A 14509-nucleotide genomic window follows, 5' to 3' on the forward strand; every position below is an offset into this window, starting at 1 on the left:
GCTCATGCAGCTTGTTGGTGGGCGCGGACCTTCTGTTTCTCCGCGTAGGCAAGGGCCGCTTCGCGCACCCATGCGCCCTCGTCGTGCGCCTTCACGCGCGTGGCGAGGCGCTCCTTGTTGCACGGGCCGTCGCCGTTGACCACGCGCCAGAACTCTTCCCAGTCGATCTCGCCGTAGTCGTGCGCGTTGCGTTGCGCATTCCACTTCAGATCGACATCGGGCAGCGTGACGCCCAGAATCTTCGCCTGCTCGACGGTCGCGTCGACGAACTTCTGACGCAGATCATCGTTCGAGATGCGCTTGATGCCCCATGCGAAGGACTGGCCGCTGTGGATCGAATCCTTGTCGCTCGGGCCGAACATCATCAGCACCGGCCACCACCAGCGGTTCACCGACTGCTGCACGAGGTCTTTCTGCGCCTGCGTGCCTTTCATCATCGAGAGCAGCGCATCGAAGCCCTGGCGTTGATGGAACGACTCTTCCTTGCAGATGCGGATCATCGCGCGGGCGTACGGCCCGTAGGTGCAGCGGCACAGCGGGATCTGGTTCATGATCGCCGCGCCGTCGACCAGCCAGCCGATCACGCCGACATCGGCCCAGGTGGGCGTCGGATAGTTGAAGATGCTCGAATACTTGGCCTTGCCTGCGTGCAGCGCGGCGACCAGCTGATCGCGCGAGACACCCAGCGTTTCGGCGGCGCTGTAGAGATACAGGCCGTGGCCGCCTTCGTCCTGCACTTTGGCCAGCAGAATCGCCTTGCGCTTCAGACTCGGCGCGCGGCTGATCCAGTTGCCCTCGGGCTGCATGCCGATGATCTCCGAATGCGCGTGCTGCGAGATCTGACGCACCAGCGTCTTGCGGTACGCCTCGGGCATCCAGTCCTGCGGCTCGATCTTGCCGTCGGCTTGCATGATCGCGTCGAAACGGGTCTGGTCCGGCGAGGCGGCCGATGCGGCTGCGTCGCTTGACTGCGTGGGGCTCGGGAGGTCGAGGGATTGGGTGTACATGCGGGGCTCCGCCGTCTTTTTTGAGATGCGATGGAGCGAGTATAACTATTAACCGACCGTCCGGTTGATTAATTTTATTTGCAATCGTTCCGGGTTAAATAGCATCGCGTTAACCCGATAAAAGCGCTTGTTTCGTTCTGGAAGACGAACGCAAAAAAGCCCAGCCGTTGCGGACTGGGCAAAACCACCGGTAATCCGGCGGCGGAGGTTGCTTCAATATTCGCGCACACCGCGTCTGGCGTGCATTTCGAGTTTTGTATGCAATCGACCAGGACGCGTCACATCACGCGGCCCGGTTCCGGCATCGCTCTGAACCGATTCACTGACCGAAGAACACGCCCTGCGGATCGACGCGCTTGCTCGCGCGGCCCGATTGCGACGCCGCGCCCGTCGACGCTCCGTATCCTTCGGCCTGCGCCTGAGCGGGGCGCACGTCATCGACGCGCGCTTCGGCTGCCTGCAGTTTCGCCGGGTACGACGCGTCTTCTGCGGCCGGCGAGTAACCGGCCTTCTCGAGTTGAACGAGTTCGGCGCGAACTTCGGCACGGCTCACTGGTGCGCTCGATTGCGCAAACGACGCAAGCGGCGAGGACACGACAGCGGCTGCGATGACTACATTGACCCACGATTTCATGATGGACTCTCCCTGTTTTTCGATAGCGCCCGACTCGCTTCATGAATTCAGGCACGTCGAGCGGACGATCGAAGTCTAAGTGCACCGCAGCAAATGATCATTCGCGACAATCAGGAAGCATCTTTACGAAATCGGTAAAAGAATGGCGCGCATATGGGCGCGTGAGAGCGCAGCGCAGCATGTTGAAGCGATACCACCGCGATCCAGGCTTTCCACGCCTCGCATCGCAACAAAACACCGTTCCGATTATTTCCATCTCGACAATGATCATTCAACGGAAACGAGAATGATCTTCGGAGGGCTCGTCTTTACACTCCGTTCACAAGCTGCTTAACACGAAACCGGCAGCACGAACAGACATCCGTATCGGAGGTAACACCATGAAGACGCTCATTTCCGCAGTCGCCGTAGCTGCTGCTCTCGCCGTTCCCGCCCTCTCGTTCGCGCAGCAATCCGACGCGCCGCTCACACGCGCCCAGGTTCGCGCCGAGCTGGTTCAGCTCGAAAAGGCTGGCTACAACCCGAACATCAGCGACCCGTCCTATCCGTCGAACATTCAGGCGGCGCAAGCTCGTGTGAGCGCGCAAACGCTCACGCAAGCGCCGGTGCAATCGAGCGACTATGGTTCGGTCGCCAATGGCTCGTCGCAATCGGGCCGCACGACCGGTGTTCAACCGCGTGCGCTCGGCGCCTACTTCGGTCAGTAAGCGATCGACGTCGGCTGAGTAGCGAAGGGGCGACATCGCAAGATGTCGCCCCTTCGCGTTTTGCATGCACCATGCACGATGGCATTTTGCATTCCGCATGCTTGATTCTGGTCAGCCGCCGCGGTCCCAGCCTCCAAACCAGCCCCGCCACCCGACCTAATTCGCCGGAATCGTGACGACCGGCGACTTCGACGTATCCGTGACTTCCGCAAGCGCCATCAGATTCTGCACGACCGTGAACGCGTACTTCGAATCGAAATCGCTGCGAGCGATCCAGTAGTTCGCCTTGTCGTACAGCACGCTCACGTAGGCATCCTGAGGGGGCTTCTCGCCCACCTTCACGATGATCGTCGGACGCGTCTCTCCGCCGATCAACCCGATGCCCGGCTTGGTCGCGCCGCTGCCCACCTGCTCGTCCGGCACGGCGATCTGCGCGCCCAGATCGGTGAGGATGCCGAGCACCGAGCGCGTGACCATCGGAATGCGATCCTGATTCGACGATTGCCCGTACACGATCTCGTAGGTCTTCATCTTCGGCGAGAGATGCAAAAGCTTTCTCACGAGCGCGAGATCGTCGACGACTTCCTTGTTGTTGCCGCTGCGCGTCGCGCCGAGCGTGATGAAGACGCCGCCCTTGTCGGCGCTGTTGCCACCGCTGCCCTTGTCCTTCTTGCCGGCCTTGTCGTCATCGGTATTACGTGACTCGATATTCAGTTCGCCCGCCAGTTGCAGTCTGCGCAGCGCCCGCAGCAGCAGGAAGAACTCGGGCGAACCCGATGCGTTCGGTCCACCGAGTGCATTGCCGTTCTGCAAGCCGCTGACCGATTGCGCGGTGATGCGTAAAAGCAAGTCGATCGGAATGCCGCTTTCCGCGAGCGGCATCACGAGCGTCGGCGAAAGCGGCCGGATATAGGCGCTCGCGTACGCGTCGCCGGTGGTCGGCGTGAACGTGAAGGTCGGATGATTCGAGTAGGAGACGCTGCCCGTCGCCTGCGCGTAGTTCGGCTGTGCGCCGGAGCCGGCGTTCAACACGACGCCGCCGGTGGTATCGAACGTATAGGCGGCGATGATGCTGCTCACGGTGAGAAACGAAGGCGCGTCCGCGAAACGCAATCCGACGATCGCGGCAAGAATTTCACGCTTTTTCGCATCGCCGAGGGCGCGGGCGTAGTCCACCTGATCGGCTTTCAGGCGGCTCGGGCCGATGCCCACGCAACCCGCTGCGAGAAAAGAGACGGAGAGAATGGCGAGCGATAAGGCTTTCCTTGTCATGAGCGTTTGATCGAGGGTGAAAAGGAGGATCGTCGGCGCGCGGCCGCGGAGCACCCGGGCGACGGTCGCAAATTTCATACCTTTGGGTACAAACGATCTCATCCGGCGCGTTGCGCGCCGGTTTTAGAAGGCTTCGCGACTCAACGTATTGCGTCAGGCCGCGAGCGAAGCCCGATCACGAAGCGCCGTGCTGCGCGTCCGAATGTGCCTGCTTCTCGCGCGAAGGCGCCTCGGCGATATTGCGTGCTGCTTCCTTGTGTTGGGCAACCAGCGCATCGAGACGGTCCTGCGCGAAACGCGGACCCTCGTCGCGAGCGAAAGCTGGTGCGGCGAGCGTCGCTGCCGTGAGGACGATGATCGTGGCGATAGGCGTTCTTTTCATGATTCACCCCGCGATATTGGATGCGGCAGCCCCCAGTGCGGCCGCCCGACTAGCATCGCACATCGGCCCCGAGGCTGCGCGACGCGCGCTCGCGTCTGCGCTACTCGCATCCCTCGTCTTTCCGCCAAAATCCAGCGCGCCCCGGCATGCGCCACGTTTTGCACCGTTCGCGTGCTTGCGCATTGTTCGCGGATTACCTATTCCTTACTTCGGGGCATCTTTTGTCATACCGGCGCCGACAAGACCGGAACACCGCGGAGACCGCGCTCATGAATCTCGCCATCTTCTTCGACGGCACGTGGAACGAGCCCAACGATCGCACCAATGCGTATCTGCTCTACAAGCTCGCGCCCGAGACGGACCAGCAGGAAACCTTCTATGTGGCGGGCGTCGGCACGCAAGGCAATGGATTATTTTCGCTCGCCAACAAATTTCTCGGCGGCGCATTCGGCGACGGCCTGAGCGAGAACATCAAGAGCGGCTATGCATGGCTGTGTCAGCGCTACAAGCCGGACGCGAAGATCTACATCTTCGGCTTCAGCCGCGGCGCGTATTCCGCGCGCAGCCTGGCCGGACTGATCCGCAAGTGCGGACTCGCGAACGACTGGAGTCCGCCTTCGATCGATCAGGCGTACGGCATCTATCGCGACAAGGACGTGGGGCCTTCGGATCAGACGGTCGTCGACTTCCGCAAGCAGTTCACGCGCGAAGTCGATGTCGAATTCATCGGCGTGTGGGATACGGTCGGCGATCTCGGCATCCCGCTCGATGGCCTGCCCGTTCCGGGCTTTTCGAGCTACTACAAGTTCCACGACACGACGCTCTCGAACCGCACGAAGGCGGCTTATCACGCGATCGCGGCGAACGAGTTCCGCTCGCTCTACAAACCGACGCTGTGGACACCCGGCACCGAAACGCGCGGCGGCGATCTGCCGCTCGAACAGCGCTGGTTCGCGGGCGCGCATGCGAACGTGGGCGGCGGATACGTCACGCCGCCGCGCACGCCCGAGGATCTGCTGCCGCTCATTCCCGCCGAATGGCTGCGCCAGAAGGCAGCGGACAAGGGTCTCGAGATTGACGGTCCGATCAAGATTCCTCAGCAAGCGTTCCAGTCACAGCCGATCGATTCGTATGCCGAATTCACCGCGCATCATCCGTTTCTGCAAGTGGTGTGCAAGAAGCAGGCGCGCGTAGCCGGCAATGCGCTCAACGAAACGATCGACCCGAGCCTGCTCGCGCGCCTCGCGACGCCGGGTTTCATCGACATGTATCCGGCGCTCGTCGCTCAGTTGAAGGCATTGCCAGTCGGAACATAAATTCAGGAATCCGCATCGTATGATGATGTTGTGTGCGCATGCACGCACACGTCGTAGCAAAACGATGCCTAAAATTCCTCTACCAAACGTTTGCGCTGCAAACGATCGCGGATAGTTGCAGATGAAATCATCTGCGCGACGCGCACGATCCAGACCGATGTCCGCCCGCAGCCCATGCTTCGCCCGGACTTGAAGGGAGACCGGCATGAGCACACCTTCCACGACGGACTTCGTCGAACACGGCGCAGCGGGCGTCATGGACAACGACGACAACGGCGACTTCAGCGACGGACAGCCCGGCCCGCGCGCGGAGGCGGACATCGTCAAGTGCGAGGCGCTCATCTCGCACGCGGCCGAAACCGGCACGCTTCTCGACAAGGCCGATGTCGACGCGGTGCGCGGCGCGCGCGCCGCCTTCGACCAGGGCATCTGGAGCCGCGCGATCGGCAGCGCGTTCTATGGCGCGATGAGCCGCATCGCGGCGTCGGTGCAATATCCGGGGCGGCGCATCGTCGACGATCTCGATCACTGCCGCGACATGGTTTCGTACGGCGCGCAGAACGGCAGGCTGCTCGATGAGCAAGATATCGAAGCCATGTCGAAAGCGCGCGCCGCGCAGCAGGACCACACGTGGAGTCCCGAGATCGAGAGCGCGTTCTACGCGGCGATGAGCCGTATCGCGCATGCGGTGACGCCGGTCGTCGCGGAAACGGCGGGCAGCGAGGCTAGACAAGGCGCGCGGCGCGCGATCCGCATCTACACGCATTCGGCGATCGCGCTGACGTTGCTGGTCGTATCGCTGTCGTGCCTGCTGTTCGTCGCGAACCAGGTATCGACCGATATCTCGACTGTCGTCAAGCAGAACGACGCGGCCGCGCTCACGCTGCACAACCAGTTGCAGGCGCACGCGGTCGCAATCGCCGAAGCCGCCGCGAAAAAGGATGCGGTCGCCTTGATCGCGCTGCAAAACTCCCAGCCCGCGCTGCAGATCAAGGAAGAGTTGCAGAGCTTCGCGACCAACAACCGGCAGCTTTTCGCGGACGTGTCGCGCATCAGCGCGTTCACGACGAGCCTCGGTCTCGGCGCGATCCGCAGCCCGTACAAGGCGCCCTGCGACGCCGAAGAGAACGTGCTGAATTTTCAGGGCGCGTATCGCACGTCGCATTCGCCGAAGTACTACGGCGGCAAGGTGGCGAGCGGCGACTGGCAATGCAATCCGGATGTTGCGCGCAAGGTGCTGGAAATCACGCTGCCACTGCTCGCGAAACCCAACGCCGAACCGGGCGACACCAATCCGCCGACCGATCTCGATGCGGTCGCGCAAGGCTTTCAGAAGATCGCGGTGTATCAGGACATTCGCGCGATGGCGCTGTATGCGAACGACATCATCCTGTCGATCGTGGGCGCGGTGACGGGCTTCCTGCTGCCGGTGCTGTATGCGTGGCTCGGCGCGTGCGCCGCGATTCTGCGGCAACTATCCGCCGATTCAGCGGCCAATACCTTCCACCCCGAGCACTCGAAGGTGGCGAACCGCGCGCACGTGACGAGCGCGATCATCGTCGGCATTTCGATCGGTCTCTTCAGCAAGCTGCTCGAAGGCGGCAAGGACGTGTCGCCGCTCGCGATCGCGTTCGTTGCGGGTTATGCGTCAGACAAGTTCTTCTATTTCGTCGACCGGCTCGTCGGCGCGATGTTTCCGCCCCGCAGCGATGCGCCGGCGCGCGCCACGCGTAACGCGCCCGCGCGACCGCCTTCACGACCCTGATTCGTCGAGTTCGAATTCGATGCTCGGATAGTCCTGCAGCCGCCCGCTCACTTCGGCCTCGCGCCCGCTCGTGAAAAGGCCGTCGAGATAGTCGAACGACAGTTCGCCCGCGAGCGCCTTCAGCGCCAGTTCTGCGCTGCGCTTCGGTTCGGTTTTGATATCGCCCGAATCCATGCAGGCGCAGAATTCCCCGTTCTTCGAATCGATCCCGCCGATGTCGATCACCTTGCCGTCGACATTCTGGGCGAGCACGCGCTGCTCCACCGCGAATAGCCTGAACGGGCGTTCCCTGCTCTCACGATTGGCCATGGTGCGATTCTCCGGTGAGTGGACCGATCGAAACGATGCAGCAAGGGCCGCGCCCGTCGCGTGTGCGTCGCAGCATCGACTCGCCTTCCTGAGCGCGCTGCGCCGTCCTACAGTGAACCATCGGCAACGCAACGACAGGAGCAGTCACCGTGAACGGAACCATGAGCGGCAAAGTCGCCGTGATCACCGGCGCGAGCCGCGGACTCGGACGCAACGCCGCATTGAAGCTCGCGCTCCAGGGCGCCGGCGTGATCGGCACTTACAACCGCAACGAGGCGGCCGCGCAGTCGCTCGTCGATGAAATCGCGCACGCCGGCGGCAAGGCGGCCATGCTCGCGCTCGATGTCGCGCGCTGCGATACCTTCGCCGCCTTCGGCGACGCGCTCTGCAAGACGCTCGAAGACACCTTCGAGCGCGAGAATTTCGACTTTCTGGTGAACAACGCGGGCATCGGCATTCATGCGCTCTTCGCGGAAACGACGCCCGAGCAGTTCGACGAGCTCGTCAATATCCAGTTGAAAGGACCCTTCTTTCTGACGCAGACGCTGTTGCCCTATCTCCACGAGGAAGGCGCGATCCTCAACGTGTCGAGCGGGCTTACGCGCTTCGCGCTGCCGGGCTTTGCGGCGTATGCCGTGATGAAAGGCGGAATCGAGGTGTTCACGCGCTATCTCGCGAAGGAGCTCGGGCCGCACGGCATCACCGTGAACACCATCGCGCCGGGCGCGATCGAGACGGACTTCGGCGGCGGCGTCGTGCGCGACGATCACGATACGAACCGGTTCATCGCGGATAACACGGCGCTCGGGCGCGCGGGCGTGCCGGACGATATCGGCGGCGCGATCGTGGCGATCCTCTCGGAGGGCAATCGCTGGATGACGGCGCAGCGCGTCGAGGTATCGGGCGGGATGTTCATCTGACGCAGTGCTTCGTTACGATTGCGCGCCGCCCGTGGGCGAAAAAAAACCGGACGCCAGGGCGTCCGGTTTTCGTGCTGCGGTACTGCGAAGCGTCGCTTAGAAGCGGTGGATGATACCCACGCCCGCCGCGAACATGCTGCGCGATGCCGACGGCGCGCTCTGGAAGCCATCGCCGATCGTTGCGTTGGCCGCCGTCTGACGATTCGAGGCCGTGCCCGACGGAACTGCCAGCGTGTTGCCGTTCGCGCGCTGGAACGCTTCGAGCGCGTACAGGCCCGTGCGCTTCGAGAGCGAGTAGTACTGCGAGAGGTTGAACTGGTGGTACGAAGCCGCATCGTTGATGCCGTTCGCCTTGCTGGCCCACGTGTAGCTGTAGCCCGCCGCGAAGTCCCATGCCGGCGTCGCCTTCCAGTGCAGCACCGTGCCGGCCGTGTTGAACACGGCTTCGTCGGTGAACAGCGAGTTCGTGCCCGGGATGTACTGAACGTTCGTGTACGTGACCGAGATGTCCCACGCGCTGTTGAACTGGTAGCCACCCGCAACGGCGAAGCGCTGCTGAGCCTGCGCGCGCTGATAACCGGCGGTGACCGCCGACACGCCCGGCTGACCGGCGCCGGTCGTGCTCGTCGTATCGTTGATGGTGGTCGACTGACCGCTGTAGATGCCGCCGCCGTTGGCCGCGTTGTTGATGCGCGAGAACGCCACCGCGCCGCCGATCGGGCCTTGCTGATACTGGATCGCCGCCGACCAGGTCGAGCCCTGGTACACGCTGTCGGGCACGCCAGCGAGCGAGTACGAGCCGCTCACCGTGAAGCCGTAGAGCTTCGGCGACGTGTAGACGATCGAATTGTTCGCGCGGTAGATCGTGTCGAGGCCGTCCAGATCGCCCGGGTGCGCGCCGAAGTAGCCGGTCAGCCAGTTCGTCGGGCTATACGGCGAAAGCAGCGTGTAGTACGAGGTGTACTGGCGGCCCAAGGTCAGCGTACCGTAGCCCGGGTTCGTCAGACCGACCCATGCCTGGCGGCCGAACATCGCGTTGGTGAACTGCTGGCCGCCGCTGTTGATGTCGAAGCCCGATTCCAGCTGGAAGATCGCCTTGTTGCCGCCGCCGAGATCTTCAGCGCCCTTCAGGCCGAAACGGCTGCCCGCCCAGATGCCCGAGGCCATCTTGACGTTCGAGCGGCCCGGGTTCGTCTTGGCCAGATTCGTCTGGCTGCTTTGATAGACGATCGAATCGTCGACGATACCGTACAGCGTGACGCTGCTTTGCGCGAAGGCCGGCGCAGCGGCTGCGAACGCCGTGGCTGCGACGATTGCGCACTTGGTCATCGTGAAACCCTTCATTTTTTCTCCTCAAGCGTTGGGCAGATACTTCCGTGCGAGTCTGGAACCGGTGCCGCCGTAACGGCTTTGATATGTTTCAACTCGTAACTTTTATCGGAGGCAAGTGTATGGCTTACAGACAGAATGCGAAAGAAAGACGCGCTTTTGTGTCGTTTTTTTTCACTGTCTGGTTAACCAGTATTTTCCGGCACGCAGATATTGGGCAATCGGGCACGAAACTGACAGGAGGCTGACGAAAGCATGGCGTCGACTCAGCGCCTTCAGGGCTTCCCGAATGACATCCCAAACGCGCCAATCCGCCGTCAGGCCCGCTGTGCAAGGCCGTGACGGGACTCTGCGCTGCAAGACGCTCAGATGTTTATTGGGGTTCGAAAAGAAACCGGTCCGAACGGACCGGAGATGGGGTGTCGATAAAGCTCGACCGCCAGAAAGACGGCCGGCAGCGCCGGCGCGTCGAAAGAATTTTGCAAGCTATCCTGCATTACGCCCGTGCGAATCCTTCAGTGCTCGATCTTCCCCCGCAGCTCGCGCGCGGTTTCGAGCAGGCCTTCGTAGCCCGAGCGCGCATGTGAAGGCAGATCCGGATCGCCGACGAGCGTGCCGAGCGTTTCGATGATGCTGTAGAGGATGCCCTTGGCCGCGCTCGCCGCCATCTTGCCTGCCGCGTAGGATTCGTCGACGTGCGAAATGGCCGCATCGAACTGTTCGACTTCGGGATGCGCTTCTCCGATCTCCGGGGCGTCGTCGCGCGGCTTGGTCGGATCGCTGTTCATGATGATGGTCCTCCGTAGTGGTCTGCTTTCTGTATAGCGCCACCGCGCGAAGCATGCAATCGGCGCATCGCCGCACGCATCAGGAAGCGGGCAGATCCTGCACTTGCTGGATGAAATGAATCCGCCGCGTGTCGCCCGAGTTCCTGCCGGCGCCATGGGGCACGCCGCGTTCCATCAGGAGCGCGCGCAAATCGTTGATGACCGGAAAGACCTCGTGATTGTGATCCGCGCCCTGCCGGTCATGCGCTTCCTGCTCGCGCTCGACGATCCAGCGATCCTCCTTGAAGATGCGCTCGGTAAACCACACGAGCAGCGGCCATGCGGCGTCGAGCAGGACCGGCACCTTCGGACGGCGGATCGACAACAGCCCGAAGGTGCGGTTCGTGCGCTGCTCGGCGTCGAGCGGCACGTAGGCGATCCACAGGTCCATGACCATGGTGTCGTCCTTGGTGCGGATCTTGAGCGTCTGATACGGATATTCGGTGCGAACGGTCATCACGTCCTTCTGGCCGTCGGCGGGCTTCGCGCCGCGCTTCTGACCGAACACGAGCGCCTCGCCGATCGGCTGTTTGCCCGCCTCGCGCGCGAAGGTGTAGTCGACTTCGATCCAGTCCTCGCCGCGCCGTCTGCCGAGCGAACGCGCGCGCATGCTGCCCATCTGCCGGCGATGCAGGAACTGATGGTTCATGTCCATCAGGTTTTCGTGCATGAAGGAATAGTGGCAATTCACCGCGCGTCCGAAGCGGCGCGTCTTGTAGGCACGATCGGTGGCCGAGACGAGATCGGGGAATTTCGCGCCTTCGGCGAGCGCCGGGTCGCCCGGGAACACGAACACCAGACCGCCCGCCTCGCGGCACGGATATGCTCGCACGCCGTTGGGCAGACGCTCGCGGCCGAGATAGGGAACGTCGATGCAGCGGCCGGTGCAGTCGTAGGTCCAGCCGTGGTAGCAGCAGCGGATCGATTCACCGTCGACGACACCCGCCGACAATGGCACCTGCCGATGCGCGCAGCGGTCCTCGAGCGCGAACACCTTGCCCGATGCGGTACGCACGAGCACGATCGGGTCGCCTGCGAAACGCACGCCGTGCGCGCGGCCGGCCTTCACTTCGCGTGACCACGCGAGCGGATACCAGTGATCGGGATGGATATCGACACGGCGCAGATCGCGCGGCGGGCGTGATGGTGCATCGATGGAACCGGCTTCCTGCTCGCCTTGGGGCAACGCTGCGTGCATGTACAACGCCTCCGGTGAAAAGGAGATCGGATGGAGCGCCGCGGTCACATGCGGAGCAATGAACGACCATTCGCAGTCTACACGGCGCCGGTGGTTTCGGCGCGCGCCGAAGCGCGTGCGGGCATTACAACGGTTCGCCGAGATACGCGTGCAGATAGTCGATCAGCGCGCGCACCTTCGGCGGCAGAAAGCGGTTGGGCGGATACAGCAGCCAGACCGGCCCCTGATACGCGCGCGCCTGCATTTCCCAATCGGTGAGCACGGTTTGCACCCGGCCCGCGGCGAGCGCGTCGCGGGCGGCGAATTCCGGCAGCGCCGCGATGCCGAGGCCGGCTTCGGCCGCCTCCAGCCGCGCGCCCGCGTGATTGGCGATATAGCGCCCGCGCACCGCGACGGTCACCGTCTCGCCGCTGTTTGTGAAGCGCCAGCGATTGTCGTCGGCAGTTTCGCCCAGATGGATGCAATCGTGACCGGCGAGCTCGCGCGGATGCGCCGGCGCGCCGCGCTCGCGCACATAGCGCGCCGATGTGCACAGCACCCAGCGCACGCGCCCCAGTTGCCGCGCCGCGAGCCCTTGCGGCGGATGACTCGTCGCGCGGATCACGAGATCGATGTCGCTCGCGAGCGGGTCGATGTCGTGGTCGGCGAAGACGAGTTGCAGGTCGACGTCCGGCCAGGCGGCGAGAAACGCCGGCACGAGCGGATGAATGACGGATTTCGCATAAGCCGTGGGCGCCGACAGCGCGACGCGCCCCTGCGGCTTGCCCGACAGCTGACCCGCGGCATCGACCGCGCCGGACGCGGCCGCCGCCATGTCGCGGCAATGCCGGTAGACGTGATAACCCGATTCGGTCACGCGCACCTTGCGCGTCGAACGTTCGAGCAGGCGCGTGGCGAGCGCCTCCTCGAGACGCTTGATCTGACGGCTGACGGTCGATGGCGTGATGCCCAATTGCCGCGCCGCAACCGAGAAATTGCCCGCGTCGACGACGCGCGCGAACACGGCCATGTCGGGCATCAGATCGAAGAGATCGGCTGGATTCATTTGTGCATTCGCGACAATAAAGCTGTGCATCGGAACCTGATTATCACCTCGACCGCATCATTGGACAATGATCGCTCCCTTCATCGGAGTCGCCGCATGATCATCGATCCACCCGCCCGACGCCTGCTTCCGCTATCCGATCTGCTGCTGTTCGCCGTCGCGATGGTGTGGGGCAGCAGTTACGGCATCGTCAAGAGCGCGCTCGTGTTCTATCCGGTGCTGGCGCTGCTCGCGCTGCGCTTCGGGATCACGTTCTGTCTGCTTGCCGTGCACTTGCGGCATCTGCGGCACGCGAGCGCGGCGACCCTGCGCGGCGTGCTCGTCCTCGGCCTTCTGCTGCTGTCGATCTTTCTCGCCGAGACCTTCGGCGTGCTGCACACGCGCGCCGCGAACGCCGCGTTTCTGATCAGCCTGTGCGTCGTGTTGACGCCGCTCGTCGAGTGGGCGCTGCTTCGGCGGCGTCCCGGCGCGGCGGAGTGGCTCGCGGTCGGCGTGTCGTTCGCGGGCGCGTGGCTGCTCGCGGGCGACGGCGCGTTGTCCTTCGACTTCAATCCCGGCGATTGGCTGATCCTCGCCGCCGCCGTGCTGCGCGCGCTGGCAGTCTGCGTGACCAAGCGCGTGCTGCGCGCGGCGCCCTTGCCCGCGCTCACCGTGACGGCCGTGCAGGCGGGCGTCGTCGCTTCGGGAAGCGCGGCGATCGCCTTGCTCTTCGCGCCGTCGCAATGGCAGGCGTTGCCCGCGCTCGCCGGTCACGGCATGTTCTGGGGCTCGGTGCTGTATCTCGTGTGCGCGTGCACGCTGTTCGCATTCTTCGCGCAGAACTACGCGATCGGCCGCAGCAGTCCGACGCGCGTCTCTCTGTTGATGGGCAGCGAGCCCGCGTTCGGCGCGCTCTTCGCGAGCGTGTGGCTCGGCGAGCATGTGTCGATGGCGGGCTGGATCGGCGGCGGGATGATCGTCGCGGCCTCGCTGATGGCGACGGTGCCCTGGCGCGGGATGTTCGCGGCGCGTCCGAGTCAAGCTTAGCTATGCGCGCTTCTCGAACACCACGCTGAAGTTATTGGCCGGCATCGCGACTGTCTCCACCAGCGTGAAGCCGGCCTTTTCGCCCAGTTTCTCGACTGCCTCCATGTCGCGCACGCCCCAGCGCGGATCGTTCGCGCGCAACTGCTGATCGAAGGCGTCGTTGCTCGGCGCGGTGTGGGCGCCGTTGCGCCGGTAAGGCCCGTACAGGTAAAGTACGCCCCCCGCGCTCAGGCGCGCGCCCGCGCCGCGAAACAGCGCCTCGGCGGCTTCCCACGGCGCGATGTGAATCATGTTGATGCACACGATGCCCGCCGCGTTCGCGATCCCCCAGTCGTCATCGAGCACGTCCAGCGCGAGCGGCGCGTTCAGGTTCGCGAGAGCCGAGTGAGCGCGCCATGCGGCAATGGAAGCGCGCGCGTTCGCATCGGGATCGCTCGGCTGCCATACGACGCCCGGCAGCGCCGCGGCACAATGTGCGGCGTGCTGCCCGGTGCCGCTCGCGATCTCCAGCACGACGCCGCTTGACGGCAAAACGCGCGCGAGGACCGATAAAATCGCATCGCGATTGCGCTCGGCGGCGGGCGCGCGGCGGCGCACGGAAGGGTCGGGATGCTGGGTGTCGTCGGAGCCGGATGAAGCTGGGTTCATGTGTGTTCGATGCGCGTGCGCGCAGAGGGAGCGGGAGTCGCATCGAGCCTAACGGCGCGCATCACGAAGCGTCAAGGGCCACGCTCGCGCGAAGGCAAAGGGTCGCCGGGTTGGCGCGTTTCGT

The 14509-nt window shown here is 63.9% G+C and carries 15 protein-coding genes; 5 read left to right on the forward strand and 10 right to left on the reverse strand.

The window, feature by feature from the left end:
* Positions 1-2: 2 nt before the first annotated feature.
* Together paaA and NK8_RS07570 are read right to left on the reverse strand one after the other, a co-directional pair.
* Positions 3-1007, reverse strand: a complete 1005-nt coding sequence (paaA, locus tag NK8_RS07565; RefSeq protein WP_213225926.1) for a 1,2-phenylacetyl-CoA epoxidase subunit PaaA — start codon at positions 1005-1007, stop codon at positions 3-5.
* Positions 1008-1326: 319 nt separating this feature from the next.
* Positions 1327-1641, reverse strand: coding sequence for a DUF4148 domain-containing protein (locus NK8_RS07570; RefSeq protein ID WP_213225927.1), 315 nt, complete (start codon positions 1639-1641; stop codon positions 1327-1329).
* A 380-nt stretch (positions 1642-2021) separates the two neighbouring features.
* On the opposite strand from NK8_RS07570, the gene NK8_RS07575 reads away from it, so the two are divergent.
* The gene (locus NK8_RS07575) at positions 2022-2348 is read left to right on the forward strand and encodes a DUF4148 domain-containing protein (RefSeq protein ID WP_213225928.1); all 327 of its coding nucleotides are present in this window, start codon (positions 2022-2024) and stop codon (positions 2346-2348) included.
* Between the two features lie 156 nt (positions 2349-2504).
* Here NK8_RS07575 and NK8_RS07580 read toward each other — a convergent pair whose 3' ends face one another.
* On the reverse strand, positions 2505-3620 hold the full coding sequence (locus tag NK8_RS07580) for a hypothetical protein (RefSeq protein ID WP_213225929.1): 1116 nt from the start codon (positions 3618-3620) through the stop codon (positions 2505-2507).
* 175 nt (positions 3621-3795) lie between these two features.
* Positions 3796-4002, reverse strand: a complete 207-nt coding sequence (locus NK8_RS07585) for a hypothetical protein (RefSeq protein ID WP_213225930.1) — start codon at positions 4000-4002, stop codon at positions 3796-3798.
* A 269-nt stretch (positions 4003-4271) separates the two neighbouring features.
* Between NK8_RS07585 and NK8_RS07590 the strand changes: the two genes are divergently transcribed.
* Both NK8_RS07590 and NK8_RS07595 read left to right on the forward strand, forming a co-directional pair.
* Positions 4272-5318, forward strand: coding sequence for a DUF2235 domain-containing protein (locus NK8_RS07590; protein ID WP_162065686.1), 1047 nt, complete (start codon positions 4272-4274; stop codon positions 5316-5318).
* Positions 5319-5523: 205 nt separating this feature from the next.
* On the forward strand, positions 5524-7083 hold the full coding sequence (locus tag NK8_RS07595; protein ID WP_213225931.1) for a hypothetical protein: 1560 nt from the start codon (positions 5524-5526) through the stop codon (positions 7081-7083).
* Here the strand turns inward: NK8_RS07595 and NK8_RS07600 are convergent.
* Entirely contained in the window at positions 7072-7392 is a 321-nt protein-coding gene (locus tag NK8_RS07600) for a hypothetical protein (protein WP_162065688.1), read from the reverse strand. The genes NK8_RS07595 and NK8_RS07600 overlap by 12 nt on opposite strands.
* A gap of 161 nt (positions 7393-7553) precedes the next feature.
* Here NK8_RS07600 and NK8_RS07605 point away from each other — a divergent pair, with 161 nt between their 5' ends.
* Positions 7554-8312, forward strand: coding sequence for an SDR family NAD(P)-dependent oxidoreductase (locus tag NK8_RS07605; protein WP_162066812.1), 759 nt, complete (start codon positions 7554-7556; stop codon positions 8310-8312).
* 96 nt (positions 8313-8408) lie between these two features.
* Here the strand turns inward: NK8_RS07605 and NK8_RS07610 are convergent, their stop codons facing one another.
* The 4 genes from NK8_RS07610 to NK8_RS07625 form a co-directional block, all read right to left on the reverse strand.
* A complete protein-coding gene (locus NK8_RS07610) occupies positions 8409-9656 on the reverse strand; it encodes a porin (protein ID WP_213225933.1) in 1248 nt (415 codons plus the stop codon).
* A 500-nt stretch (positions 9657-10156) separates the two neighbouring features.
* Positions 10157-10429, reverse strand: coding sequence for a hypothetical protein (locus tag NK8_RS07615; RefSeq protein WP_162065690.1), 273 nt, complete (start codon positions 10427-10429; stop codon positions 10157-10159).
* Between the two features lie 79 nt (positions 10430-10508).
* The gene (locus NK8_RS07620; protein ID WP_213225934.1) at positions 10509-11666 is read right to left on the reverse strand and encodes an aromatic ring-hydroxylating dioxygenase subunit alpha; all 1158 of its coding nucleotides are present in this window, start codon (positions 11664-11666) and stop codon (positions 10509-10511) included.
* Positions 11667-11790: 124 nt separating this feature from the next.
* On the reverse strand, positions 11791-12711 hold the full coding sequence (locus tag NK8_RS07625; protein WP_213225935.1) for a LysR family transcriptional regulator: 921 nt from the start codon (positions 12709-12711) through the stop codon (positions 11791-11793).
* Positions 12712-12807: 96 nt separating this feature from the next.
* On the opposite strand from NK8_RS07625, the gene NK8_RS07630 reads away from it, so the two are divergent.
* Positions 12808-13737: a DMT family transporter gene (locus NK8_RS07630; RefSeq protein ID WP_213225936.1), complete on the forward strand. Its 930-nt coding sequence runs from the start codon at positions 12808-12810 to the stop codon at positions 13735-13737.
* On the opposite strand, the gene NK8_RS07635 is transcribed toward NK8_RS07630, so the two are convergent.
* Positions 13738-14385 (reverse strand): DUF938 domain-containing protein, encoded by a 648-nt coding sequence (locus tag NK8_RS07635; RefSeq protein ID WP_213225937.1) that lies wholly within the window; start codon positions 14383-14385, stop codon positions 13738-13740.
* Positions 14386-14509: the final 124 nt, after the last annotated feature.

It is taken from the genome of Caballeronia sp. NK8, from assembly GCF_018408855.1.
GTDB lineage: Bacteria > Pseudomonadota > Gammaproteobacteria > Burkholderiales > Burkholderiaceae > Caballeronia.